Below are 25859 nucleotides of genomic sequence, written 5' to 3'. Positions count from 1 at the left end.
CCTGTTAACTTCCCATCGCCCAGACGGATATAGCGGCCGGGAGCACGGCGATCATGAAGGGAAACCGCTTCGCTCCCGCTTCCCAGCCATGGAGCGCCTCCCGTTTGCCAGCAGCCCCCGGACTCAGCAGAACAGCCATGCCGCCCAACATCCGCCGGCAGAACGGACGCGAGGCAAGCATGTAGAGCAGTCCTAGGGCGCCAGCATACAAAATCGCGTACATGGCGACGTTCAGCACCGCCGCCGCCCCTAACCAAGCGCCGAGCGCGGCGAACAACTTGACGTCACCTGCGCCGATGCCCTTGAACAGATAGAGGAGGAAGAAGGGCAAAAATCCGGCTAATGCGCCTACGAGCGCAATCTGACCGCCATGCCAGCCTGCCGTTAGCAGCTGGCAGATCACGCCGGACGCAAAGCCGATGACCGTCAGCAGGTTCGGAATGCGCATGGCGCGCATATCCGTCGCGAACGCGCACGCTAGTACAATAGCAGCTCCCGTGCCGGTAATAGTCATCATATCAATCTCCTTTCATTACTCGTTGTCTGCGGCCTTTCTCTCCACGACGAAATGACGCGCGACACGGGTGCCGTCCGCCGCCGTCACGACGAGCTCCCATACCCCTGGGGTCGTGTTGCCCGATACATGCCAGGTCCAGGACACGGTACCGTCCGCTCCCACCGTCGCGTCGCCAAGATGCTTGGCCGTGCTCGCGCCGCTCTTATAGCGGACGGATACCGAAACCGCCGTTCCCGGATCGGCGACCGCCGTGACGGTTGCTTTGCGGCCAGGCCGCAGCGGATCCGGTTCGATGGAAGCGATCTGGAGCGTGGATGTCCCTTCGGAATCGGAATCGCCCACCCGCGCGGCAGGCGTCGAGTCGCTCAACCAACCGCGCTCCACCGCCCGCTCCTTCAAGATAATGTTCTTCCTCGTAAACGGCATATGCAGCGGGAAACGGTACTCAGCTTCAATGACCACGTTCGAGCCGGAATCGCCCGAGAAATCCGGAAGCGCGACATACGATATCGTCATCCGGCCGGGATCCAGCACGCGTTCGTCCGCGGATTGACGCAGCAGCGGCAATAACGCGGTCTTCGCTACTTCCGACCCGGCGGCATTGCCCGCCTCCTGCCAGTTCCCCTGAAGTATCGCGCCCAACATCGGGCCTACCGGAGCGGGCAGCCATTCTTTCAGCGCCACGCCGGCTTGCTCCATTCCAGGCAGCTGCACGCCCCCGGGCAGCGCGGGAAGCGCCTGCGCGGCATGGGCCGAGGCGAGCGACACCGGATACATGCCGGCGGCCGTCTGCCGCGCCACCTGGGAGGCCGCGCCGTGAACGGCCATTTGTACGGCGGCCAGCCGAACGAGACAGATGAAGAGAACGATCGCCATCATGACGATCGGCGCGATCAAAGAGGCCTCGACCACGATTCCTCCCGCTTCGTTCCCCATCCCGTCCCGATTTCGCTTCATTCGCCTCGAGACCCGCCCGCCGCTTCGCAAAAGCGAGGCAACGTTAGCTGTACGACATGCCGACCGTTCGGTCTATCTCATAGCGTCCGTCCGCCACCTTCCCGTCGAGCAGTCCCCATTCGGCGAACCGATTCATGACGCCGGGAAGAAACCACACGTTGACCGATGCGCGCAGCTCCCCCGTCCAACCCGTTCCGACCCGCGCCAGCTGCAATCCCGTATTTTGCTCCATAACGGCCGCCATGCGGGCCAATCGCTTCGGCCCATCGTCATGCAGCAATAGAAACAGACGCATATAGTCCCGGTAAGCGACCTCTACGGGCGCATACTTGGACAATGGCGTCGTGCCGGTCTGCACGAGTCGGATCATATCCGCCGCCGCATGTTCGAGGCCGTAAAGGACCGCGCCCGCCAAAATGAGCAGCGGGTGCATCATCGTTCTGCACTCGATCAGCCCTTCCATAGTCCGGATGGCAAGCCTCATCGCGAACACCTCGCCGGCCGCCGCGGCCACATTGGCGGCGGGGCTGTGGAAGCCGTACAAGATATACTCCGTCTCCTGGTTATTCAAGCTCAGCGCATGGGCATATTCGCTCGCATCCCCGTTGAGCAGCGCGCCCTGCATTTTCTGCGGGTCGAACATGGAGAAGCGGTTAATGACGTATTCATTCATATATACCGTGTCGCGCGTCCCTTCGAGCATGTCGGCCAGACCGTCGAAGACGCCCCCGGTCTGATGCATCGATTGCTCGGCCGCGTCATTCGGCTCTTCCAGCAGCTGTCCGATTGCATCCGAGCCCGCTTCATTGCTCAGCGCGTTAAAGGCCAAACTTGCTTCGGCACGCTTCTTGACGCGGTCGAATTGCTCTTGATGCTCCGCAACTTGCGGAACAGCCGTTAGGTTATGGAGCATCCGCCGGATATCGTTCCACTTGGCTTCCGCTTTCGCCTCCTGCTTCTTCCGCTCCCGATCGGACGCTTGACGGGCTTCGAGCTCTTGCGTCCGCTCCAGCATCACCGTCCCGTTCAATCCGTACTTCGCGTCATACTGTTCGTAGGCTATGCGCAGCTGCGCCGCGTTCTCCGTCAGCAGCGCCGCCGAGCCCGAGCCGGCAAGCGCGGCGTTCATCGACGACTGGAAGCCCGCCGCTTCGGCGTCGAAGGACGCGTAATTCGCGGTTTGCGCCGAGAGTTCTTCCGCATAGCGGGCGAACCACTCCCGCGCCATCGGCAGCTGCTGCGCGGACTGCCCGGCTTGCTCCAACTGCGATACCTCCGCCGCGGATGGAGAACCGGCCGCCGTTCCGGGCACCTTCGATTTCTGCACCCGGTCATAACCCGAATTGAGCTGCTGCTCGTTCTGCGCGATGACCGCGCGCATCTCCTCGTTCAATCGTTCCGCCTTCCCCAGCTCTTCGAGCGCCCGGCGCTCCAAATTCTGATGGCGGCGAAGCGCCAGCATGCTTTGGCGAAACAGCTCGCTTGTTACGGTTCTGGCCTCGTCCCGGTACGAAGCGATCTGAGCGGTATAAGCGGGATATTCATCCTTCTCTAAATAAGCGTCGGCCTCCATCATCGCCACATAATGCGGGTAGCGGGCAACGACATTCAATACCGTCTGCGATTGGGCGAGGTCCCGGTTCCGGAACGGTATGATCGCTCCTATGTCTCCGGCGGCATCCCGCATCGCTTTCTGCAAATCCAGCACCGCCTGCAAATGCGCTTCTCGCTTGTCGTATAGCTTGCGCACGTTCTCCAGCATCGTCATCGCGGCATGGGCTTCCTTCATGGCGGACGCGGCCGGCGCGAACTGCGAAGCGACCTCCAGCGTAAAATCGACCGGCGCCTTGTATTTCATCTCCTCCAGGATCTGGCGCTTCAAAATATCGTGACGGCCAAGCGTCTCGTGCAGATTAACCTTCGACGTCTCGTAGCGCCCGTTCACGAGGCGAAAGGCTCCGGTTGTTTTCTCCGTTGGCCACTGCCCCTTCGCCGCCTGCGCGAACAGTTCGTTCCGGTCGCTGCCGCCCGCGCCGAACAAGCCGTATCGCATGTACAGCTCCCCGTCGTAAGCGGAGAGCGCCGAGCGGATGCCGGCATGCGCCGCGATCTCCGTCTGTTTGCGGAATGCGGCGATCCGCGCGTAATCGATCAGCACGCTCATGACGAGCACGAGCGCGGCCGTAGCGGCGATCATATAGATGGAGACCGAACCTTCCGATCGCGCGAAAAATCCACGCCGGGCCGGAAACTTACTGCCTGCTTGCTTCAAACCAGCTCTCTCCTTCCCGCTTCCTGTTAAGGCGCAGCCTTCTGCTGGATGACCACAGCCGCATTCGCCCGCGTAAGAACGGCATCCGCGCGGTTGTTCCATTTGGCGGCGTAATAACGAGCCAAATCGACGTTTCGAATGAGCTCGACAGGATCTACGATCGATGCACGGCTAGCCGTCTGCAAGGAAACCCGATGTCCGAGCTGATCGAGCAAGGGGATGTTCATCGGCGGCGACAAACCGCTCTCAACCTCCTTCGTCAGCAGCCGGTTCAGATAAGCGAGCTGTCCTTCCCGAAAAGCGGGCACGCCAGCCGTGATCCGGACCAGCTTGCGAGCCGGAAGCGATTCGCTTGCTTCCGGCTCTCGGTCGTCGCCTCCAATGTTACCGATAGGAACCTCGACGCTAGAGCCCGAAGCGCCGGCCAGCTTAAATATCGACTGCAGCGCGCCGTCGTCGCCTACGCGCCAGTACAAGCCGTCGTATGCCCCGACCGGCGCGATGCCGCTATCCGGATCGCGATGGCTGTTGTTCCAGACGAAAGCCGCCCGTTCCGCAGAGACCGAAGCGACATAATAGACCGCGACCTGCTGGTACACATATAGGCCAAACAACAACAGCGCCACCATGACCGTGAACAAAGCAGGGAAAACAAAGGAAGCCTCCAGCGCATAGCTCCCCTCTTCGCCGCGCATCCAAGCCTTGAGGCGACTAATCGGCGAAAATTTCGTTCGCTTGGTCATCGGCTTTGCCCATCAAGTTCTCCAGCAGCTGGATGATCCAATCCTTGAACAGCAGGGCGATAATAATGACCACCGCGATAATAAGAATGATTTCGAGCGTTCCAAGCCCTTCGTCTTCGCGCCAAAACGCGCCTGCCTTCTTCTTCATGACCGTCAACATATACGGACACGCTCCTCTTCTATCAAAATTGTATTGCGCCCCCGCTACCAGCCCATCAACAGGACGGCGGGCGAGGCTACGAGAATCATGAGCACTACGAATATACCGACCAGCGGAAAAACCAGCTTCGAAGAGGCTTCTTCCCCGCGCGACCTGGCAATCGCTTTGCGCCTTTCCCAAAGCGAATACGTCAGCTCCTTCAGCGACAGAACGAGTTTGTCGCCGCCCCGCCGGTAATTCAGCAGCAGCGTCGTCGTAAACAAGGACACCTCTTGCAGCGCGCAGCGCCGGCTGAAGCCTTCCATGGCCGCGGCGAACGATTCCCCGTTGCGAACGGCCTCGCACGCTTTCGCCAACTCCTCATGTAGCGGGTGAGCCGGCTTGCCGGGCGCCCGAACGATGCAGCGGGTAAGCGCGCGCTGCATCGTCTCGCCGGCGGCGAGCTGCAGCGTCAGCTTGCTTAGCACGTCCGGGAGGGCGATGAGCATGTCCTGCTTGCGCCGCTCGACCAGCTTGGCGGGCTCCCGCCATTTGACGACCGGAAGCAGCACGCCGAGCAGCAGTCCCATTAGACAGATCGTCGGTTCTTCGCCAGCCGCGCCTGCTCCCGCCCCGATGCAGGCCGCCGCATACCCAATGCCGACCGCCGAGGCGGCATGCAAGCGGGTTGCCTCCAACGTCCACGAACTCCCCTTCACGATTAGCAGCTTGCCATGCAGTTCGCCGAGCTGCATCTGCAGCCGGTCGTACATCCCCAGACGCTCCAGCGCGTACCGGAAAGGCAGCGCCAACAAAATCCGCTGGGCATCTCCGCCCTCCAGCATCTTGGCCGCTTCACGGGATGCCGCCGGAAGCCGCCGCGCCATTATTGCGCATGCCGCCCATCCGACCGCGAGCAAACTAACCCAGATGATCACCATTCCGTTCTCCCCCATATTCATTCGCCGGCATTGTACCCATGGCGGCAACGCAACCCGCCTCATAGCCAACTAAACCTGAATGTTCATCAGCTTGGACATCAGCCAATAGCACCCGCCCAGCATGATAAGCCCGACCGTAAGCAGCACATACCCGATGCCGCCGTAGAGCGGCTCCATATAATCCGGCGCCGCGAAGCTGAGGAACGCCATAAACACGAACGGAATGCTCATCATAATGCGCGATTCGAATTTCTTCTGGGCCACCATGACCGCGATCTCCTGCTGAACGTCCAGCTTCTCCCCGATCGTCTGAGACGTGCGCCGGATGACCTCGACGAGGTCGCCGCCCGTCCGCTTGCAAATAACGAATACGTCGACGAATTGCGAAATGTCCTCGATATCCGCCCGCTGCTTGAAGTCGAGCAGCGCTTGCTCCATCGGTTCGCCGTAAGCGAGCCTGGTGCGGATAATCTCGAACTCGGTCCGGATCTCGGCATCGGGATTCGGATACAGCAGCTTCAGGTCGTCCAGCGCGGCCGCGAAGGCGTTCTCCACCGACCGGCCCGCCGCGAGCGAAGCCGTCAGCGAGTACAGCGCCTCCTTGAATTGAAGCGTCAGCCGGAGGCGCCGCCTTGCCAAGAGCGATCGCCGATAGAACCTCGGCGCGACAATGCCCGCGACGGATAAGAGGAGCGACAACGCCCACGAATGATAGAACAAGTAAGCGGCCGCAAAAACGATCGCCGCGCCGAGCGATGCGGCACCGACAAATTGTCTCCTCGTCAGCTCAAGCTTCCGATAATCCGGCAAGCCCCCGGCAGCCGCCCCTGCTTCCCGTCCAGGCGAGCCCAGCCGCGCCGCCAGCTCATCCTTTCGTCTGGTCAACCCGCTCACGGCGCCTCACCGGCGAGCCCCGCCATTCGCAGCTTCCACGTTCGCGCAAGCTTCGTTCCCGTCGGCCGAAGGCTCCCCAGTACGCGCCCCTCCCGCTCGCCTTCTTCCTCGAATCGGAACAGCGTCGAAAGCTGCACTTCTCCGCCGCTTACGCCCGTAATCTCGGAAATCTCCGTCACCCGCCTGCTCCGGTCGCGCAGCCGCGACAGATGCACGATCATATCGATCGCGGAGCCGATTTGCTGGCGAATGACCGGCACCGGCAGGTCCGCGCCCCCAAGCGCCATCGTCTCCAGCCGGGTCAGCATGTCGCGAGCCGAGTTGGCATGGCCCGTACTGAGCGACCCGTCATGGCCGGTATTCATCGCCTGCAACATATCGATCGCCTCCCCGCCCCGCACCTCGCCCACGATAATGCGGTTCGGCCGCATCCGGAGGGAGGCCCGGATCAACTCGCGTATGGAGATCGCGCCTTTGCCTTCCGTGTTCGCGTTGCGCGTCTCCAGCGACACCAGATTCGGGATCGTGCGAATTTGCAGCTCGGCGGCGTCTTCCACCGTAATGATCCGTTCATCCGGCGGAATGAACGCCGACAGCGCGTTCAGGAACGTCGTTTTGCCCGAGCCGGTGCCGCCGCTGATGAAAATGTTGTATTTGGCGGTTACCAACCGTTTCAAGAAGTCCGCGGCTTCTTGCGTCAGCGCGTCGAGCTCGACCAGCGAGTCCATTCGCAGCGGACGCTCGGGAAACTTCCGGATCGTCACGCAAGGCCCCTTAAGGGCAACCGGCGGGAGGACGATATGGACCCGCGAGCCGTCCTTGAGCCTCGCGTCCACGATCGGCGAGGATTCGTTCACGACCCGATTGACGCCCGCCACGATATGCTGGATCAAATCCTCGAGCTTGCCGCGGCTCTCGAACGATAAGGCCAGCTTGACGAGACGACCTCGCCGCTCGACGAAAATCTCGTCGTAGTCGTTAATCATCACTTCCGTTATATCCGGATCGTCCATGAGCGGCTGCAGAATATCCAATCCGCGAAATGCATGGTATAGTCTACGGACGAGCTGCACCTTCTGGATCGCCGTCAGCGGATGAGATTGACTCCATTTGAATACGTACTGTTCGATCAGCAAATGGAAATCGTGATCGCTCATCGCATGTTCCATATCGAGGCCGCCCCGGATATCGGCTTTCAGCAGCTGTACCATTTCTTCCACCGCTACCGCCCCCTTGCCCGCGTCAGCTGGCGCTCTAATATATGCTCGATAGCGGCCCGGTAAGCGGGCGACGCGCTTGCCCCCGCCCCTGGGCTTCCCTCCTTGGCCGGCGGCAGGACGTGGTCGATTCGAACCCTAGTCTCCGCATATCGCTCGGCGCCAGCTCCTTCTGGCTGAACGGCAATCCAGCTGATGCGCTGCGCTAGTTCGGCGGCCCGTTCTCCCCACCTGCCTTTGAGATGAGCCCATGCCATCTCGGTCTTGATTCGGGAAGCGGCATTAGGCTCCGTCATCCACAGCATCGTATCCGATGCTTGCATCGCCCGGATCGCGACGGAATCGAACCGTCCGTCCGTATCGATGACAAGCAGGTCGTAGCGGCCGCTCTCCCTTACAGTTCGAATGAGCAGCTCCGACAGTTCGGCCGTCATCGATTCCCGCTCCTCCGGATTCGGGCACGGCGGTATATAGTCGATCTTCAATCCGGCGTGCCGGCACTTCAGCTCGTTCAGCCGGCCGGCTGCCTGTTCCGGCTCCGATTGCAGCGTATAGAGCAGCTCCGACAGCGCATCCTTCCTGCCTTCGCGGCCGAGCCACGATTCGGAAGCGTTCCACTGTTCGAGATTCAAGTAGAAGGCGCTGCCGCCTCGCGCGCCCATGGCTTGAGCAAGCCGGAGGGCCAGCGTCGTCTTTCCGATCCCCGATCCCGCGCCGCACACCGTGATCACCGCGCTCTCTTTCGTTCCCCTTACCGCTCCATTCCCGCCCGGCGCGCCAGAAGAATACAACGCCTCGAACGCCTGAAGCAGCGCTGGCAACGGTTGAAATTGCGCGATCTCCCGCTCGCCGCACGCATGGCCGAGGGGAACGAACAGCCCCGTTCGGCAGGAGACGCCCGATTCTTCGATCTGCGACGAGAAGGCCGTCTGCGCGACGAGCAGATCAACCGGATAACCGGATTTTAAATATTGGCGAAGCGCCTGCGGATTCGTAAACGCCGTTAATTGCCACCGCTCGCCGAATGCCGAATGCCGGATGTAGTCGGCCAGGCGCTCGAGATAATCCGCTTCCCTCACGGCGGCGACAAGCTGCTGCTTGTGCATGCGCATCCACCTCTTTCCTGAAGTTCGATGTATGAAAGAAAACGCAAAAAAGCACCATAAACTACGCTTAGTACGCGTAACTTACGGTGCTTCCGTAATAAGCAACGGCCAAGTTTGGCCGCAGCTACTCAGTTAAATTTGTCCATACTTTACCATGGTCCGTCTAACCAGGTCAACCTTTTTTCTACAGATCGCTTGCGTAAGCTCTGCGTGAAAAATCAGTTGCTAAAAATAATATAGTTGATTATACTATCGTTAGCTTACAAAACACAGAAGATAAAAGGAGAGAAAATCATGACTCAATCCAACACCGCTCTTAACGCCGAACAAGTAATGCTCGAACGCCATTCGGTACGCGAATACAACCGCGACGTCGTTATTCCCGAAGAAACGCTGAACGAAATCTTGACGCTGGCCGCGAGCGCGCCGTCCTCTTGGAACCTGCAGCAATGGCGTTTCCTCGTCGTGAAGGAGCAAGCGAACAAAGACCGCCTTCTCCCGATCGCATACGGCCAGAAGCAAGTTTCCGACGCTTCCGTCGTCGTCGTTGTCCTGGGTGACCTCCAAGCCAACCTGACGGGCCACCAAATTTACGACGCCGCGGTTGCAGCGGGCGCCGTACCGCAGCAAGTTCGCGACACGCTCGTCGGCCAAATCGACGGCGCTTATACGTCCGCCCAAGTTGCGCGCGACGAAGCCAACAAGAATGCCGGTCTCGCTTCGATGCAGTTGATGCTGGCCGCGAAAGCGAAAGGCTACGACACCGTGCCAATGGGCGGCTTCAACGCCGAAGCGCTCGTGAAAGAACTGAACATCCCGGACCGTTTCTTCCCGGTCATGCTCGTTCCAATCGGCGAAGCGGCGAAACCCGCTCGCGCGTCCGGTCGTCTGCCGCTGAGCGAGCTCGTCATCAACGAATCGTTCTAAATTGTTTGCGGCATCGCCGCTTGCAAGCCGTCTTCCGCCGGGAGACGGCTTTTTGCTATACTCTCTCACGCATAACCGACCAACCGAACAGACAGATTGCTAGAAAAAAACCGGAATGCCGACCAACCCGCTCGAGCATTACGCTCCAGCAGACGGTCCGGACAATCCGGTTTTCTCGTCTCGATCTTAATGCGCTGCGTTCGCGGAATGCGTGATCGGCGGGTTCGGGAACATATAAACGGCTGCGCTCTCGCCGAAGAACAGCGAGATTTCGCGCTCCGCGCTTTCCGGCGAATCCGAGCCATGCACGACGTTGCTCGCCACGTCCATCGCGAAATCCCCGCGGATCGTGCCGGGCACCGCCTCGACCGGATTCGTTTTGCCGATGAGACTTCTGGCGTTCGCGACCGCGTGCTGTCCTTCCCAAATCATCGCGCACGCTTCGCCCGACGTTAAATAATCGACAAGCTCTCCGAAGAACGGCTTCTCCCGGTGCTCGCCGTAATGCCGTTCCGCAAGCGGACGGTCGATATGCAGCAGCTTAATGCCTCTTAACGTGAAGCCTTTTTGCTCGAATCGGGACACGATGTCCCCAATCAATCCTCTTTTGACGCCATCGGGCTTAACCATGACAAACGTGCGTTCCATGATGCGGTCGTCCCCTTTCGTTCAAGCAGAGTTCGAGTTTCCCATACGGCCGGCAGCCCTACAACATGATGCCGCCGCCGCAGTCTCACTATCCAGTTTTCCATTAATCCCCACAATTCATTCACGGGGTTAACGAAAATCCGGAACTCCTCTCACTTAAGGATACGAGCGCGGTTCGAATGTACTATTCGGCGGTCATTGTCAGGAAAGCTTCGACGTCCGCCGTCGTCAGCGCCACCGCCCCGCGCCAGAACCCCGGTTCGTCCAGGCGCACGCCCAGATGCTTCTGCGCCAACTCCTCGACCGTCATCAATCCCGTATCGCGCAGCAGCGCGACGTAGCGATCCGCGAACGAAGGCCCTTCCTTTTGGGCGATCGCGTACAGCCCGCAACTGAATAAGTAACCGAACGTATACGGGAAGTTATAGAACGGCACGTCCGTCGCGTAGAAATGCAGCTTCGCCGCCCAGAAATGCGGGTGCAGCTTGCCGAGCGCGCCGCTGTAGGCTACGTTCTGCGCTTCCGTCATCAGCTCGTTCAGCTCTTCGACGGTCACCATGCCTTCGCGGCGCTTGTCATAGAACCGCGTCTCGAACAAGAACCGCGCGTGGATGTTCATGAAAAACGCCACCGAGCGCTGCAGCTTATCGTCGAGCATGCCGAGTTTCTCGTCCCGATCCTTCGCCATCGCCATCGTCGCATCGGATAGAATAAGCTCCGCGAACGTGGAAGCCGTCTCCGCGACGTTCATCGCGTATTCGTGGGCGAACGGCTGGAGATCGTTCAACACATGCTGATGGTACGCGTGACCTAGCTCGTGCGCGAGCGTGGAGATGTTGTTCATCGTGCCGGAATAGGTCATGAAAATCCGGGTTTGCCCGCTGAGCGGGAACGACGTGCAGAACCCGCCGGGACGCTTGCCGGCGCGGTCCTCCGCCTCGATCCAGCCGTCCTTGAACGCCATCTCCGAGAAGTCGGCCAGGTCCGCGCTAAACTTGCGGAACGAATCCAAGATTAGAGCCGCCCCTTCGTCATAAGAGACCGTACGGGATGCCGAACCGAGCGGCGCGTCGACGTCGTGCCAGTCCAGCTTCTCCAGACCAAGCAGCTTCGCCTTGCGGTCGAGATATCGCGCCAGCGCCGGCTTGCCTTCGTTCACCGCCGACCACATGGCGTTCAGCGTGGCCTCGCTCATCCGGTTAATCGCGAGCGGCTCCTTCAACACGGAAGCCCATCCCCGTTTCTCGTACAGCTTCAGCCGGAAGCCCGACAGCCGGTTCAGCGCTTCGGCGCAAAGTTCGGACTGTTCGCCCCAGACGCGCTCCCAATGCGCGAACGCCTCGTCGCGAACCGCGCGGTCGCCGTCGGACAGCTTATTCGCCATTTGACCGACCGACAGCGTCTTCGCCTGCCCGTCCTTGTCCACGGTATGGAACTGCGTGCGCGAGACGACCGTATTGTAAAACTCGCCCCAGCCGTGGTAACCGTCGACGGCCAGCTCGCCCGCCAGCGCCTCCAGCGCCGGCGCCAGCTTCTCCTTCGCGTCGTCGCGTCTCTCCTGCAGACGGAAGGCGACCGGCGCGATCGCATCCTGCGCCAGGAACCCGGCCCAGTCGGCGTCAGAAGCCGCGCTCAGCTGCTCGTCGAAGCTCGTCAGCGCCGTATTGAACCGCGCCGCGATCGTGCGAACGCGATCGTTCAGCGCGACGGCCGCCGTATCTTTCATTTGCTCGGCGAGCAGACAGCCGACGAACGAATCCGCCTGATGAACGCGACCGAGCACGGATTGCACCACGGCTGTCCAGCCTGCCAGCTGCGCCGCCGTAGGCGAATCGCCTTTAGCCGCTTGAAGTTCCTCTTCCAGCGCGCGGATATCCCGCTCCATGCCGTCCAGCTCCTGGACGAAAGCAGACGATTTCGAACCGCCCGGGTAGATGACATCTAGATCCCAAACTTGGGGAAAGGTCATGATTGAACCTCCTAAAATTTTTTGTGGAGCATTGCTTCTTCGATTTTGCTGCGCAACAAAAAATCGCTTCGGAAGCATAAGTTTTGTTTTGGTGTAGCATTGCTTCTACAATCCTGCTGCAACAAAATCGAATTGGAAACCCATATGTACATGCATCTTCGCCCGCCGGAACGGCCGCTTCCGTTGCGCGCTCCCTCGAAGCGGTGTATAACTGAATTATACTGAAACGGAGCGCCGCATTGCCAACCTTTTCACCCATTTCCCGAGAACCGGGACGGCCTCCGCCGACCAAAGGAGTTGTACCCCCATGTCCAGACCGCTTCAAATTTCGCCGGAGACCGCAATCCGGCTGTCGAAAGAATTAAATGTGCCGATCGAGCATCTGATGCATATGCCCAAACATATTTTGATGCAGAAAATGGCCGAACTGGCCGCGAAATCCGCCTCGCCTGCAGCATCCGAAGGTCTAGACGCCAAAGGAGAGGACAAGCCTTGATTCCGTTCGAACGGGCCTGGCCCTACGATATCCAGATGAAGGACGTGTACGTCCCCTCCTGCCCCTTCTGCGGCGCGGACAACGTACTGCTGCCGCTGCGGCCAGCCGAGCTGAAGGACATCAAGACCGGGAAGAAACGGTTGCTCGTGTTCCCCTGCTGCCACGGCCGGGTGACGGTGGTGGACGCGGACGCCGACTATTTGCTGACGGACACGAAGCTGCGCAAAGGGTAGCCGCCGGATCGGCCCGCAATCGGCAGCGTATATGCCGACATGCCAATTGCTCCCGCGGTCCATCCCCGCTGTTCAAACGAGAAACCGCGGGGTACAATGAAACAAACGTTCCGCAAGGCAACCGAGGTGATGACGATGAAACGTTACGCGCGAATCGGGATGGCTGCCGTGGTTGCGGCCGGGCTGCTCGCGAGCGCGCCCCCTTCGGCCGACGGCAGCGTCATCGACCGGTTCAAAGATATTTACAATGCGCCCGAGAAGCTGGACGAGCTGCAGCAGCAATTCGTCCAGACCCAGGAAGAGCTCGACGAAGCCCGCCGCAAAGCGGACGAGTACGCGCAGCAGCAGCTGAAGCTGATGCGGGAGAACGAAACGTACCGGCAGCAGAACGAGGCGCTCATGGAACAAAACGAAACGCTGCTGACGCGAATGGAACAGCTGGAGAACGATCAATCGGAGCGCAAACGGTTCTACCGCAAAATCGCCGCATCCGTCCTCGTGTTCGCCGGCGCCGGACTGCTGTACATCGTCTCGGTTCGCATATGGCGATACCGGGCGTGGCGCAGCAACCGTTCCGCGGGAGGTGGCTCCGAATGAAAGTGAACGCCCCGGCTCCCGTCGGACATGCCATGGTGGAGTTAACGGAGGAAGAAGCCGTCCACGTGCTGCACCCCCGCTCGATTATCGCGTTCCAGGGCGCGCCGACGCTGCGCGAGGACAAATTCATGGATCTGGCCGGCATGTACCGCAAGAAGAAATGGATTCGTTCGCGCATGCAGGGACCGTCCCAATTCGTGCTCGGCTTGCCCGCAGGCTGCACCCTCGAGCCGATCGATATTCCGGCGGACAGCGACCTCATGTTCGATTTTCGACATGTGCTCCTCTATTCGGAAGGCATGGGCATGAAGAGCCGCATCCAGAAATTCAAAACCGCTTGGATCACCCATGAATGGGTACGAATGCGCTTCAGCGGTCCAGGTACGCTCGGCATCCTCGTTACCGGCGATCTGGCCGTGCTGCAGCTGGACGAGAACCGCCCGCTGTATGTGGAGAAAAGCTCGCTCGTCGCGTATCCCGAGAAGGCCAACGTCAAGCTGACCGTCTACGGGAACCCGCTCGCCAGCCAGCATATGCAGGTGCAATGGGAGCTAACCGGCAAAGGCCCCGTGCTGATCCAGACCGGCTCCCGCGACCCGCAGCTGGAGGACCAGCTCCGCGGAGACAGCGTCATTAAGCGAATTTTGCGCGAAGTCTTGCCGTTCGGCAGCATTTATATCAAATAATTCATCGCATGAAACTCCAAACTCCGGTCCTTCGCGGCACCGGAGTTTCGTTATTCATCCGCGTAGGCCAACGACGATTGACGTTGCATACGGGTGCCCTTTCGCAAAAAGAAAACCGTGCAGCCCCTAAGGGACCGCACGGTCATCAGGCCTCCGCTCTTACGCGTTCAGCCGCTCTTCCTCCATGTACAAACCTTCCCGCTTCATCTCTTCGCGCAGGAGCTGCCACTGCTCGCGGCTGGCCCGGATCATCGTCGCGTCGACGATGCGCTTGTCGTTCACGACGCGCGAGAACCAGCGCACGGCCGTGTTGCGGTCGCCCAGCAGACGGTGCAGCTCGCCGAGCAAGAACATCAGCTTCGCGTCGTTGACCGAACCGCCTTCCGTCTCGTACACCGCGGTATACGACTGCAGCGCGAACTGCAGGAAACGTTCTTCTTGCGCCTTATTGCCCATATAGCGGTACAGCCAAGCGATATGGTGCAGCAGCCCGGCCATGACGCGTTCGCTCGTGCCGGCCACCTGGGCGCAAATGAGCGCGAGCTTGTACGTATCGAGCGCCTGCTCCACCGTGCGCTCGCCGCCGTAATCGCGGTGAACCCAAGAGGAGCCGAACCGCTCGTAGTAATATCTCCGCTTTACGTCCGTTAGTTGCTGCGTGCCGTTCTCCGTCGACGCGTACCCGCAGGAAGGGCATACCCGAACGACGTAGAAGTCCGGATTAATCCCGTTCTTGTAATACGCGCAAAAGTCCGTATCCCGCGACACGACCCGCTTGAAGCTTGGACGAACCCGCGACGTTTGAAATTGGGCTTGGCAGCAAATGCACGTTATCGTGGACTGGTAAAGCGGTTCCATGACGGTCACGTCTCCCGTTCGTTGGTAGTGTTCACAAAGTGATGCGCCGGCCCGGACAGCCGCTCGATCACGATTTCTTGCAGTTCCTCCGGCATTCCCGTCTCCGCCAGCGCTTCGCGCATGCACGAGAGCCAGGCTTCCGCTCGCTCGGGCGTAATCGGGAACGGCAGATGGCGCGCTCGCATCATCGGATGTCCATAAGCATCGGAGTATAAAGTGGGTCCGCCGAAAAACTGAGTGAGAAACAGCTGCTGTTTCTCCATAACCGGAATTATATCTTCAGGAAACAATGGCCCCAGCAGCGGATGCCGCTGAACTTTAGGATAAAATAACCCGACAATCCGACCTATTCCATCATATTCGCCAACCGCTTCGTAAATAGTTCTATAGTTGTTCATCGGTAAGTACAACCTCTTTCTTTAGGTCTTTTGTAGTATAACACAAAAAGCTTATCTGTGCGGAGATGCAACAATTTACCGCACAAAAAAAATGCCCTCCGGTGAAGGGCATTCTGCGACTATATGGTACTTCGGTCATAATTGACTAGCTCTCGTAGTCCTCTTCGCCCGGCGCTAACAGCGACTCGCGGATGACATATACGAAAGCGCAAACGAGGATGCCTGCAACAAAACTCATCATTCATCACCCCAACGTTTGGTTGTATCAATATTTTACCACAAACATGGCGAAATAACAGCACTTTTTGCAAGCGTTTACTACTTTCATTTTACCCAATTTTATTGAATTTTATGCCTGCTTCGGTTCACAATTGTCATGGATTGTCCCGCTCCCCGCATATAACGATAGAGACTCGCCTCGGCTTGTACGCCAATACCCGATGTGGAGGGACTTTCCGTGCAGCATGTCCGCTTTCTGTTTCGTCCTCAAGTCATCCCCGCCTGGACCGCCGTCCTCTTGGCGCTTCTGCTGGCCGCCTTTCCTTCCGCTTCGCTGCAAGCCGCGGTACGGGGGCTGTCGATTTGGTGGGAGGTGCTGTTCCCGGCGTTGTTCCCGTTCTTCGTCATCTCCGAGGTGCTGATCGGATTCGGCATTGTCCATTTCTTCGGCACCCTGCTCGACCCGCTCATGCGTCCGCTCTTCCGGATTCCCGGCAGCGGAGCGTTCGTATTCGCCATGGGCTTTGCTTCCGGCTATCCGGTCGGCGCGCGGCTCACCTCGCAGCTATGGGATCAGCGTCTTATTTCCCGTGCCGAGGGGGAACGTTTGGTCGCGATCACGACGACGTCCGACCCGATTTTCCTGATCGGCGCCGTATCGGTCGGTTTCTTCCACAACGCCGCGCTCGCCCCGGTGCTGGCCGCGGCGCACTATGGCGGCGCGATGATTATCGGCCTGCTGATGCGGTTTCACGACCGCCGGGAGACGGGCACCCCGGTGCGCGAGGCCGGCTCCGAATCCCGCAGCAGACCGCGCATGGCCCAAGCCTTCACCGCCATGCACCGCGCTCGCCTGCTAGACGGACGTCCGGTCGGCGCGCTGCTCCAGGATGCCGTACAATCCGCGCTCAAGCTGATGGTCGTCGTCGGCGGGCTCGTCGTATTCTTCTCCGTGGTCATGGAGCTCGCCACAAGCATCGGTCTGCTGCACGCTATCGCTTCGGGGATCAGTGCCTTCATGCATGCGGTCGGCATGCCGGCGGCGCTGGCCGAGGCGGTCGTGAACGGCCTGTTCGAAGTGACGCTTGGCGCCAAGACGGCAGGCGCGGCCGCCGGCAGCGGACTCCTCCATCAAACGGCGATCGCGGCCTTCATTCTCTCCTGGGGAGGCCTATCGGTCCATGCGCAGGTCGTCAGTCTTCTCAGCCGGACAGCCCTGCGATATAAGCCTTTCTTGATCGCCAGACTCGCGCATGGCTGCCTAGCCGCCCTCTTGGTATATGCGCTGTGGAGCTATCTCGGCCCGGCCGGCTAACGTTGTGTTTGCCGGCATTTTCCGCTATGATCGAGGTAATATCCGACCGGAAGGGGCTAATGGGCTTTGAATTACGTCGTAGTGGACAGAGGCGATCAGCTGTCGAAGCAGCTGGCGGCGCGTTTTCATGAGCTGGCTGGCGCAAGCGGCATGACGCTGAACGAGAAGGCACCTGAGATGGTCATCTCCATCGGCGGCGACGGCACGCTGCTGCAGGCGTTCCATTCCTACAGCGACCGAATCGCCGAGGTTGCCTTCGTGGGCGTCCATACCGGCCATCTCGGTTTTTTCGCCGATTGGAAAGCAGACGAGCTAGAGGAGCTCGTGCGCATGATGACGGAGGCCGCGCCCCGCATCATCCGCTATCCGCTCGCGCAGATCGAACTAGACACGGCGGAGGGAATCGTGAACCGTCTCGTGCTGAACGAATTCACGATCAAAGGCGTGGACGGCACGCTCGTCGCGCAGATCGATATTAACGACGAACTGTTCGAGATGTTCCGCGGCGACGGCATCGTCGTCTCGACGCCATCGGGCAGCACCGCCTACAACAAAAGCTTGGGCGGCGCAATCATTCACCCGTCGCTGGAAGCGATCCAGATCGCGGAGATCGCGTCCATTAATAACCGGGTATACCGGACGCTGGGCTCGTCCGCGATACTGCCCCAGCATCACCATTGCGATATCATCTCGCGCAAGCAGCAGCGTCTACAGCTCTCGTTCGACCATATCAACATGATGAGCTCGGATATCCGCTCCATTAGATGCAGCGTGGCCGCGCACAAGATCAGCTTCGCCCGGTACCGACCGTTCCCGTTCTGGACAAGGGTCCGAGAAGCGTTCCTCGGCTACGACGTGAAATAATGAAAAGGCGCGAGTCTACCCCATTTACCGTATATCTACAGGTCGTGAAGCCTTATAAGTGGCTGATCGGCCTGACGCTGCTTATAGGGGCCTTGAAGTTCGCGATTCCGCTTGCGTTCCCGCTTTTCCTGAAATACGTAATCGACGATATTCTGTTATCGGGTCAAGCGCCGGAGGAGAAGGCCGCCCGGTTGATGAAGGCGATCGCGGTCGCCTTCTTCGTCTTCGTCGTCCTCCGCTATCCGATCGAATATTTCCGCCAATATTTTGCCCAAATGACGACCAGCCGCATTCTGTTCGACCTGCGCACCCGGCTGCAGAGCCATCTGCAGCGGCTGTCGCTGCGGTTCTACCAAAACCGTAAATCCGGCGAGATCATCTCCCGGATCATCAACGATGCCGAACAGACGAAGTCGCTCGTCGAAACGGGCTTGATGAACGTCTGGCTGGACATCTTCACGCTCATCCTGGCGCTGGCGGTCATGTTTCATATGGATGCGACGCTCACGTTGGTCTCGATCGCCGTGCTCCCCTTCTACGGCGTGGCCGTCAAGAAGCTGTACCGCCGGCTGCGCGAATACTCGCGCGCCAGAAGCCAGGCGCTGGCGGAGATGCAGGGGTATCTAGGCGAACACGTGAACGGCATCCCGGTCGTCAAGAGCTTCACGCTGGAATCCTACGAGGAGGAGCAGTTCCGGCGACGCAACCGCGCGTTCCTGGATCGCGCGCTCGCCCTGACCCGCTGGAACGCGCTCACGCAATCGATCGTGAATACGCTGACGGAGATCGCGCCGCTGCTCGTGCTCGCTTATGGGGGCTATCTCGTGGCAATGAATTACCTGTCGCTCGGGGGCTTCGTAGCCTTCTACGGCTATCTCGACCGCCTCTATTCCCCGCTGCGCAGACTCGTGAACGCTTCGACCGAGCTGACGCAAGCGTCCGCTTCGCTTGAACGGGTCGTGGAATTGCTCGAGGAGGAGCCCGAAATCAAGGATCGGCCAGGCGCCGAGCCGCTCGCCCGCGTAAGAGGAGACATTGAGTTCCGCGACGTGTCGTTCCGATACTTGGACGACGGAGCTAGGGTGCTTCGCGACATCAATCTTCATATCCCAGCCGGACATACGTTCGCGCTCGTCGGCATGAGCGGGGGCGGCAAATCCTCGATCGTCAGCCTGCTCGCCCGCTTCTACGACGTCCAGGAAGGCGTCGTCTCCATTGACGGACGCGATATTCGGACCGTGACGCAGAGCAGTCTTCGCGGCCAAATCGGCATGGTGCTGCAGGATAACATCCTATTCAGCGGCACCGTTCGCGATAACATCCGACTCGGTCGGCCGGACGCCTCGGACGAGGACATTCGAGCAGCCGCCGTCCAAGCGAGCGCGCATGCGTTCATCGAAGGATTGTCGGCGGGCTACGACACCGAGATCGGCGAACGCGGGGTGAAGCTGTCCGGCGGGCAGAAGCAGCGGATCGCCATCGCCCGCGTGTTCCTCAAGGATCCGGCCATCCTCGTACTCGATGAAGCGACGTCCGCGCTGGACCTGGAATCCGAACACGCGATCCAAGCCTCGCTCGGGGAGCTCGCCCATAACCGAACTACGCTCATCGTCGCGCATCGGCTGTCCACGATTACGCATGCGGATCGAATCGTCGTACTCGAGCACGGCGCCATTATCGAACAAGGCACGCACGATGAACTGATGCAGGCGGATGGCGCTTATGCTCGCTTATATCGGGTGCAGCATCTCGACTAATCGCGAGCTCGCCCATCGACTGGCCCCCTTCTAGCAAAATCAACAAAAGCCATCCGCTGCCCGCAATAGGGGCCGGATGGCTTTTGTTGTCGACTAGGCGTCGCTCTTGTTCGCGTTCGCGTTCGAGTTTGCATTCGCATTCGCATTGGGACTTGGCTTCGGTCCGCCCGCGTTGTCGCGGCTGCGCGGTTGCTGGCCTTCGGACGCGGCCGCGACCGGCGCCTTGGAGGGGAAATGCTGCCGCTTCTGCCGCGGACGATCTCCGCCGCCGCTGCGGTCGCCGCCCGAGCTGTGCCCGCCTTGCTGGCGGTTGTGCTCGCGATCTCCGCGCGAGCGGTCGCGATCCTTATTATAAGGCTTGCGCCCTTCATTCGCCCGCTCGGGACGAACGCCGGACTCTCCGCGTTCCGATGCCGATCCTTGTTCGCCGCCGCGATCCTGATCGCGGTCTTGGTCCCGTCGGTTCGCATACGACGAGCGGTGCCCGTCGCGGCGGTGATCGTTTCGCGGTCCGCGCGGCCCTCTCGCATGCTCCCGTCTTACCGGCGCTGGCGCTTCGCCGCCCTCGGATGCGGCTGCCGTCTGAGCCGCCGCTGCCGGCACCGCTTGACGATACGCCGATTCCGCGTTATCTCCCGTGCCCGTCAACCGCTCCGACATATCGATCTCGTCGAGATAGATGTCGCCTTCGCTCTCGCCCTCGCGCTTCGCGCCGGTCTGCTTCTGCAGCACGAAATACGCGCAGCCGAAATTGCAGTATTCGTTAATATAGTCGGACATGCTCGCGAACGAGCTGCCGGCCGTTACTTTCGGATGCGTGTCTCGGAAGAAGCCTTTCAGCCTTAGCTGATTATAGCCCCAATCCCCGATGACGTAATCGTAACGCTCCAGCACGTCGCTGTACCGGTTGCGGAACGCCTCGGGATTCCATCCGTTCTTGTGATCGTAAACCAATTCATAGGTTCTGCCGCCGATATGGATCAATGCTGTTCGTCACTCCTTCTTACAGGGTAGCCGCCTGGGCCTTGGCTTCGCTTGCCGACTTGACCTGTTCATGCGCATGATACGAGCTGCGGACGAGGGGTCCCGATTCCACGTGGCTGAAGCCGCGCTTCAAGCCCTCTTCCTTCAGCTTGGCGAACTCGTCCGGGTGGACGTAGCGCACGATCGGCATATGGTTCGGCGTCGGCTGCAGGTATTGGCCCAGCGTCAGAATATCGACGTCCGCCGCGCGCAAATCGTCCATCGCCTGCAAAATTTCTTCATACGTCTCGCCCACGCCGAGCATAATGCTGGACTTGGTCGGAATGTCCGGCTTCATTTGCTTTGCCCGTTTCAACAGTTCGAGCGAGCGCGGGTACTTCGCCTTGGCGCGCACCCGGTCCGACATCCGCGCCACGGTCTCGATATTGTGGTTAAGTATATTCGGGTTCGCATCCATGACGACGCGCAGCGATTCTTCGCTTCCCATGAAGTCGGGAATCAACACTTCCACGCTGCATAACGGCAAGCGCGCGCGGATCGCCTTCACCGTCTCGGCGAAAATCATCGCGCCCCCGTCCTTCAGGTCGTCGCGCGCGACGGAGGTGACGACGCAATGGCGAAGCCCCATCTGCTCGGCCGCTTCGGCGACGCGCTTCGGCTCTTCCAAGTCCAGCTCCGTCGGCATGCCGGTCTTCACCGCGCAGAAGCGGCAAGCGCGCGTGCAAATATCGCCCAGAATCATGAACGTTGCGGTCCGGTTCGCCCAGCATTCGTAAATGTTCGGACAACGCGCTTCTTCGCATACGGTATGCAGTTTTTTGGAGCCCATCATATCTTTAATCTCGGCATAGTTGCCGCCGGTCGTAAGTTTGATCCGAAGCCAGTCCGGCTTAGGTAACGCCTGCTGTTTCGTCTTCATTGTCATACCCGCTTTCTTGTCCATTACGTGGTTGTTCCATCGTTTTATTATAAGGTAGCGAAGGCCTCCAGCGCAAAGATAGATTTGGCATTGCAGGCGCTGACGCAATACTCTTTAACTCCCTGGCGTCGTTTCCAGATGCGAAAGCACCTTTCCGCATAGGTCTATGATATCATTTGTGAACACGCTTTACCTGTACCCCCGAATTTGGAGATGATCATGGATGACGGTATGGCCGTATCTGTTTCAGCTGCCGCCGTTTCTGTTCCTGTTCTATATGGCGGTGGAAATTTACACGCGCGATAAACATAACGGACTTCATCGGTCCACGTCGATGCTGCTGCTTAGCGTGAGCGCTATGTTCCTTGGACAATTCCTCTCGAATATCGTGCCCTATCCGGAAGCGGAGCCGCTCATTCGATATGTGATGCTGCCTTCGGGTTTTGTCATAATGTCGGCCGCTTTGCTGTTCTTCAGCCAACTCGGACGTACGCCGACCGCGCTCCCTATAAGATTGCTGTTAGTGGGCATCCCGCTTAGCGGACCGTTCGTGCTATGGCTGTTCCCTTCCTGGGTGCAGCTGCAAATAGAACAAGGCGCGTATTGGCGGCAAGGGGTGTTCGGCAGCGGTTTTCACTGGTATGTCACCGGTATGGCAGCCTACACGTTAACGGGTTTATTGTTCTTCCTTATAAGAGCGATCCGCGCAAACCGACACCATGGCGACGCCAAGCTGGAGTTGAAGCGGCTGCGGCTCATCCTGTACGGAGCCCTGGTATCGAGCGCATGGCTGATTCTCGCGTTCCTCACCCGCCAATCGGCCAGCGAATGGCTGCCGTTCCTGCCGAACGCCACCGCGTCGGCGTACGCGGCCATATTCTTCGCTCTGTTCATCCGCTACGTGGTGATGAATCATGGCTTTCTGGCGACCGCCTCCAAACGGTACGAGATTCTGTTCGACAATTCCATGCTCGGCATCGTGCTGCTTGACGAGCAGAACCGGATGCTGCAGGCTAACGAGGAGTTTCTTCGTATCCTAGGTATGAACAGCTTTGCCAAAGAGCAATGGATGGGCAAAAATCCGGCTCGGTACATCAAGCTCGACCCGCAAACCTATGCGCGGTTAGGCGAAGCCTACGCGAAACGCCGGAAGATCCAACAAGAGCTCGTCATCGAGAATTACCGTCAGGCCGAGCGCACGCTCGAGGTGCATACGACCTACATCGAAGCGGAAGGCCAATTGCTGACCTATTGGATCGTCAAGGACATCACGGTGCAAAAAAAGCACGAAGACATGCTCTCCGTGCTGGCCTATAACGATCCGTTGACCGGTTTGGCCAACCGCCGCCGGTTCTACGAGACGCTTGTCGCCGTACAACAGAGCGCAATGGACGCGGAGGCCATTACCGTCATGCTGATCGACCTGGATCATTTCAAGTCGGTGAACGATACGCTCGGACACGCGGCCGGCGATGACCTGCTCGCGCGCGTCGCGGGCTTCCTTCGCGAAGCCGTCCCGGCGGATGCGTGCATCGCAAGGCTCGGCGGCGACGAATTCGCGGTGCTGTTCCCCGCTCGTCTGGATGTCGCGGCGGCGTGCCGATCCGCCCAGCAGCTGCTTGATCGGTTCAATGAGCCATCCGAGCGCTCCGGCATCCCTCATCAGGTCACGGCAAGCATTGGCCTAAGCCGGACCGCCGTCAATTACGACGATCCCGAAGCCGTGCTCCGGCTCGCGGATACCGCCATGTACGCGGCCAAACATAAAGGACGCAACCAATACGTCCTGGTAGACGAAGGCTAGAAGCGCGCCCATCGCCGGCGCCGCTTCTGGCCTGTCTTCGTTTTCGTTTTCGGATAAAAAACGGCTGATTGCAAATGCTATCGACTATCCTCATGCATGATGAATTGACTCCATTTTCGCAGCCAGGAGGTGACTCTCGTTTTGAAAAGCAATCGGTTCCGGTTGACGGCGGCGGTCTGCGCGCTCTGCCTGCTGCCCTGGACGAACGCCCAGGCCTGGGCGGGAGAGCCCCAGCCCCAGGTGAATCGCGCGCCGGCCGAGCGTTCCGTCGCGGCCCCGGTCCCTGCCCATAGCGGCGGCGTCGCGCAGGAAGCGGCCGACCCGTTCGAGAAACGCCGCGAGTTGTACGAATGGATGGGCGCGGCGACCCATATTCCGTGGTACAGACTAGCCGCTATCGACCAGTACGAGCGCACCATCACGAAAGCCAGACCGAAGTCGCGCGGTCAGCTCGGCCAATGGATCGGCATTTACATGTCCGACGCGGATTGGGCCGGCGCCATGAACCCGAATATCGAAGATGAACTGCCCGCCACGATCCGATGGTTCAATGGGCTCGGCAAGGACGGCGACGGCGACGGGCTGGCCAAGCGGACGAGCGACGCGGACTTGCTGTACGCGGTCGCTAGCCACATGATGCAATTCGGACCGTCCGACGATGATTTCGCGATCGCTTTATGGCAGTTCTACCACAATACGAGAGCCGTTCAGCGAATCGGCCAATTCGCCAAAATCTACGAGACGTACGGCAAGCTCGATTTGGACGGACACGCCTTCCCGCTCCCGATCGGCAGCCACTACTCCTACCGGGGCACATGGGGTACCAAGCGCAGCTGGGGCGGCTACCGGATCCACGAAGGGACCGATATTTTCGCCGATCATGGATTACCGGTACGCAGCACGACATACGGCATCGTCGAAACGAAAGGGTGGAACCCTTATGGCGGCTGGCGCATCGGCGTACGCGATCTGAACAACATTTACCACTATTACGCCCATCTGTCCGGTTACGATAAATCGGTGCAGGTCGGCACCGTCGTCAAGCCCGGCCAGACGCTGGGTTGGGTCGGTAGCTCCGGCTACGGCAAGCCCGGCACGTCAGGGAAATTCCCGCCGCATCTCCATTACGGGGTCTACCGCGACCGGGGGCTAATCGAATGGTCGTTCGACCCTTACCCGCTGCTCCACCGGTGGGAGAAGGAAGAAGCCCGGCGTCTGCGCAAGAAAAAATAATATTGGCTGTGGCCCCCGCAATGCAAAAAGGCGCAATCCGGCGCGAATACGCCGGGCTGCGCCTCTTAGCTTGCTGCTTAGAATAATCGCGTAATAACCATACCCTACCGATTCATCTTGCCGCCTGCCTTACTCCGCTCCCCCGTCGGTCGGGCTCTCGGTGGAAGCATCTTCTTCCTGCGCGTGGGCATCGTCCGGTTGCGCGTCTTCGCCCGCTCCCGCTTCGTCTTCGACCGATTGTGCGTCCAGCTCCTCGTCCGAAAGTTCCGGCACCGTCGTCGTGACGCCGTCGGCATTGCCGGAAGGTAGCGTAATGCTCGGCGCCCCTTGGGCCGAGTCGCCGACCGGATTGCCCTTGTTGTCGTAATAATACATCGGCACATCGCCCACGACGAGCAGATACGAGATTGGAATCTCGGTCTCGACCATCTCCGGCTTCGTGTCGAACGGAATGATAATCGAAACTTCCGCGATGATCCGCATATACACTTCGACGAGAATATTATTGATGCCCGCTTCCTTCTGCCGAGTAAATAAATCGACCTTAACCGAGCCGAGCGGTTCGAATTTCACCGGCACCCTCGGGCCGAAGGACGCGATAATTGCGCTGCCTAGCGCTTGGCCGACAGGGATGTGCTCCGGAATTTCGCCCAGCTCGCCGAGCGTATCTTGCACCGTCTGCGTCGTCTCCGACCGAATCCGCATATGCTCGGCATAGTTGATCATGAAACCGGACGTTTTCCCGGCTGCGTTCATTTTCCAGTCGATCAGCTTCTCCGTCTCCGTCCCGCCCGCCACCTGCTCGGTGATCGCTTTATTAATCGCCTGCGTCGCGACCTGCTTCACCCGAATCGTGGCGACATTCATGAGCGGTCCCTTCAGGTTGCGCTCCACGAATACAAAGAATTGAAAGAGCAGCACCGCGGCAAGCGCAAGCATGATCAGCCAAAATTGTTTGCGCCCAAGGCGCGGCAATCCCAGCTTGCCCCGCTTCACCCGTCTGCTGCGCCATCCTCGCCTTCCCCACCTAGCCATACGATCGGCGGCCCCTTTCATCAGATCTCGTCCGCGCTCTCCATCACAGCTTATGCACGGTCCGTCCAAAAAAGAAGAAGCCCTCGCGTTAGGCGGCGCGGGACGGCTCCGGGAAAATTCCTCCAAATTTT

Annotated in this window: 26 protein-coding genes; 10 read left to right on the top strand and 16 right to left on the bottom strand. The window is 59.7% G+C overall.

Going from position 1 to position 25859, the window contains the following annotated elements; all coding sequences use genetic code 11:
* Nucleotides 1-4: 4 nt before the first annotated feature.
* From BCM02_RS36385 to BCM02_RS22710, 9 genes are all read right to left on the bottom strand, one after another.
* On the bottom strand, nucleotides 5-517 hold the full coding sequence (locus tag BCM02_RS36385; protein WP_148931433.1) for a prepilin peptidase: 513 nt from the start codon (nucleotides 515-517) through the stop codon (nucleotides 5-7).
* A 15-nt stretch (nucleotides 518-532) separates the two neighbouring features.
* The gene (locus BCM02_RS22745; protein ID WP_148931432.1) at nucleotides 533-1474 is read right to left on the bottom strand and encodes a pilus assembly protein; all 942 of its coding nucleotides are present in this window, start codon (nucleotides 1472-1474) and stop codon (nucleotides 533-535) included.
* A 43-nt stretch (nucleotides 1475-1517) separates the two neighbouring features.
* Entirely contained in the window at nucleotides 1518-3746 is a 2229-nt protein-coding gene (locus tag BCM02_RS22740; RefSeq protein ID WP_148931431.1) for a hypothetical protein, read from the bottom strand.
* A 26-nt stretch (nucleotides 3747-3772) separates the two neighbouring features.
* The gene (locus tag BCM02_RS22735) at nucleotides 3773-4489 is read right to left on the bottom strand and encodes a TadE/TadG family type IV pilus assembly protein (protein ID WP_148931430.1); all 717 of its coding nucleotides are present in this window, start codon (nucleotides 4487-4489) and stop codon (nucleotides 3773-3775) included.
* Nucleotides 4458-4649 (bottom strand): Flp1 family type IVb pilin, encoded by a 192-nt coding sequence (locus tag BCM02_RS22730; protein ID WP_148931429.1) that lies wholly within the window; start codon nucleotides 4647-4649, stop codon nucleotides 4458-4460. The genes BCM02_RS22735 and BCM02_RS22730 overlap by 32 nt, the downstream gene beginning before the upstream one ends.
* A gap of 44 nt (nucleotides 4650-4693) precedes the next feature.
* Complete coding sequence (locus BCM02_RS22725) at nucleotides 4694-5569, bottom strand: type II secretion system F family protein (protein ID WP_187434361.1); 876 nt, start codon at nucleotides 5567-5569, stop codon at nucleotides 4694-4696.
* 69 nt (nucleotides 5570-5638) lie between these two features.
* Nucleotides 5639-6463, bottom strand: a complete 825-nt coding sequence (locus tag BCM02_RS22720; RefSeq protein ID WP_425466198.1) for a type II secretion system F family protein — start codon at nucleotides 6461-6463, stop codon at nucleotides 5639-5641.
* On the bottom strand, nucleotides 6460-7674 hold the full coding sequence (locus tag BCM02_RS22715) for a TadA family conjugal transfer-associated ATPase (RefSeq protein ID WP_148931712.1): 1215 nt from the start codon (nucleotides 7672-7674) through the stop codon (nucleotides 6460-6462). Before BCM02_RS22715 ends, BCM02_RS22720 begins: the two co-directional genes overlap by 4 nt.
* An 11-nt stretch (nucleotides 7675-7685) precedes the next feature.
* Nucleotides 7686-8786, bottom strand: coding sequence for a P-loop NTPase family protein (locus BCM02_RS22710; RefSeq protein ID WP_148931427.1), 1101 nt, complete (start codon nucleotides 8784-8786; stop codon nucleotides 7686-7688).
* Nucleotides 8787-9080: 294 nt separating this feature from the next.
* On the opposite strand from BCM02_RS22710, the gene BCM02_RS22705 reads away from it, so the two are divergent.
* On the top strand, nucleotides 9081-9713 hold the full coding sequence (locus BCM02_RS22705; RefSeq protein WP_148931426.1) for a nitroreductase family protein: 633 nt from the start codon (nucleotides 9081-9083) through the stop codon (nucleotides 9711-9713).
* A gap of 186 nt (nucleotides 9714-9899) precedes the next feature.
* Here the strand turns inward: BCM02_RS22705 and ndk are convergent, their stop codons facing one another.
* Together ndk and BCM02_RS22695 are read right to left on the bottom strand one after the other, a co-directional pair.
* Nucleotides 9900-10361 (bottom strand): nucleoside-diphosphate kinase, encoded by a 462-nt coding sequence (gene ndk, locus BCM02_RS22700; protein WP_148931425.1) that lies wholly within the window; start codon nucleotides 10359-10361, stop codon nucleotides 9900-9902.
* 184 nt (nucleotides 10362-10545) lie between these two features.
* The gene (locus BCM02_RS22695; RefSeq protein ID WP_148931424.1) at nucleotides 10546-12330 is read right to left on the bottom strand and encodes a M3 family oligoendopeptidase; all 1785 of its coding nucleotides are present in this window, start codon (nucleotides 12328-12330) and stop codon (nucleotides 10546-10548) included.
* A gap of 307 nt (nucleotides 12331-12637) precedes the next feature.
* Between BCM02_RS22695 and BCM02_RS22690 the strand changes: the two genes are divergently transcribed.
* The 4 genes from BCM02_RS22690 to BCM02_RS22675 all read left to right on the top strand — a co-directional run bounded on the left by BCM02_RS22690 (nucleotide 12638) and on the right by BCM02_RS22675 (nucleotide 14342).
* Nucleotides 12638-12826, top strand: a complete 189-nt coding sequence (locus tag BCM02_RS22690) for a YycC family protein (RefSeq protein ID WP_148931423.1) — start codon at nucleotides 12638-12640, stop codon at nucleotides 12824-12826.
* Complete coding sequence (locus tag BCM02_RS22685; protein ID WP_148931422.1) at nucleotides 12823-13059, top strand: hypothetical protein; 237 nt, start codon at nucleotides 12823-12825, stop codon at nucleotides 13057-13059. Before BCM02_RS22690 ends, BCM02_RS22685 begins: the two co-directional genes overlap by 4 nt.
* 96 nt (nucleotides 13060-13155) lie before the next feature.
* Entirely contained in the window at nucleotides 13156-13656 is a 501-nt protein-coding gene (locus BCM02_RS22680) for a hypothetical protein (RefSeq protein ID WP_148931421.1), read from the top strand.
* Nucleotides 13653-14342: an AIM24 family protein gene (locus tag BCM02_RS22675; RefSeq protein ID WP_148931420.1), complete on the top strand. Its 690-nt coding sequence runs from the start codon at nucleotides 13653-13655 to the stop codon at nucleotides 14340-14342. The genes BCM02_RS22680 and BCM02_RS22675 overlap by 4 nt, the downstream gene beginning before the upstream one ends.
* Before the next feature lie 159 nt (nucleotides 14343-14501).
* On the opposite strand, the gene BCM02_RS22670 is transcribed toward BCM02_RS22675, so the two are convergent.
* Together BCM02_RS22670 and BCM02_RS22665 are read right to left on the bottom strand one after the other, a co-directional pair.
* The gene (locus tag BCM02_RS22670; protein ID WP_148931419.1) at nucleotides 14502-15200 is read right to left on the bottom strand and encodes a DUF2225 domain-containing protein; all 699 of its coding nucleotides are present in this window, start codon (nucleotides 15198-15200) and stop codon (nucleotides 14502-14504) included.
* Nucleotides 15201-15205: 5 nt separating this feature from the next.
* Nucleotides 15206-15598, bottom strand: a complete 393-nt coding sequence (locus tag BCM02_RS22665; RefSeq protein ID WP_148931711.1) for a globin domain-containing protein — start codon at nucleotides 15596-15598, stop codon at nucleotides 15206-15208.
* Between the two features lie 457 nt (nucleotides 15599-16055).
* Here BCM02_RS22665 and ylbJ point away from each other — a divergent pair, with 457 nt between their 5' ends.
* From ylbJ to BCM02_RS22650, 3 genes are all read left to right on the top strand, one after another.
* A complete protein-coding gene (ylbJ, locus tag BCM02_RS22660; RefSeq protein WP_246183509.1) occupies nucleotides 16056-17132 on the top strand; it encodes a sporulation integral membrane protein YlbJ in 1077 nt (358 codons plus the stop codon).
* 66 nt (nucleotides 17133-17198) lie between these two features.
* Nucleotides 17199-17996, top strand: coding sequence for an NAD kinase (locus BCM02_RS22655; RefSeq protein WP_148931418.1), 798 nt, complete (start codon nucleotides 17199-17201; stop codon nucleotides 17994-17996).
* Complete coding sequence (locus BCM02_RS22650; protein WP_148931417.1) at nucleotides 17996-19753, top strand: ABC transporter ATP-binding protein; 1758 nt, start codon at nucleotides 17996-17998, stop codon at nucleotides 19751-19753. Before BCM02_RS22655 ends, BCM02_RS22650 begins: the two co-directional genes overlap by 1 nt.
* 93 nt (nucleotides 19754-19846) lie before the next feature.
* Here the strand turns inward: BCM02_RS22650 and BCM02_RS22645 are convergent, their stop codons facing one another.
* Together BCM02_RS22645 and lipA are read right to left on the bottom strand one after the other, a co-directional pair.
* On the bottom strand, nucleotides 19847-20737 hold the full coding sequence (locus tag BCM02_RS22645; RefSeq protein ID WP_148931416.1) for a YutD family protein: 891 nt from the start codon (nucleotides 20735-20737) through the stop codon (nucleotides 19847-19849).
* A gap of 19 nt (nucleotides 20738-20756) precedes the next feature.
* Nucleotides 20757-21662: a lipoyl synthase gene (gene lipA / locus BCM02_RS22640; protein WP_148931709.1), complete on the bottom strand. Its 906-nt coding sequence runs from the start codon at nucleotides 21660-21662 to the stop codon at nucleotides 20757-20759.
* 217 nt (nucleotides 21663-21879) lie between these two features.
* On the opposite strand from lipA, the gene BCM02_RS22635 reads away from it, so the two are divergent.
* Nucleotides 21880-23460, top strand: a complete 1581-nt coding sequence (locus BCM02_RS22635; protein WP_148931415.1) for a sensor domain-containing diguanylate cyclase — start codon at nucleotides 21880-21882, stop codon at nucleotides 23458-23460.
* 141 nt (nucleotides 23461-23601) lie between these two features.
* Nucleotides 23602-24693: a M23 family metallopeptidase gene (locus BCM02_RS22630; RefSeq protein ID WP_281288223.1), complete on the top strand. Its 1092-nt coding sequence runs from the start codon at nucleotides 23602-23604 to the stop codon at nucleotides 24691-24693.
* A 129-nt stretch (nucleotides 24694-24822) separates the two neighbouring features.
* Here the strand turns inward: BCM02_RS22630 and yunB are convergent, their stop codons facing one another.
* The gene (gene yunB, locus BCM02_RS22625) at nucleotides 24823-25728 is read right to left on the bottom strand and encodes a sporulation protein YunB (protein ID WP_148931414.1); all 906 of its coding nucleotides are present in this window, start codon (nucleotides 25726-25728) and stop codon (nucleotides 24823-24825) included.
* Nucleotides 25729-25859: the final 131 nt, after the last annotated feature.

Source organism: Paenibacillus methanolicus (assembly GCF_008124765.1).
GTDB lineage: Bacteria > Bacillota > Bacilli > Paenibacillales > Paenibacillaceae > Paenibacillus_Z > Paenibacillus_Z methanolicus.
This window is presented reverse-complemented; position numbering and strand designations above follow the sequence as displayed.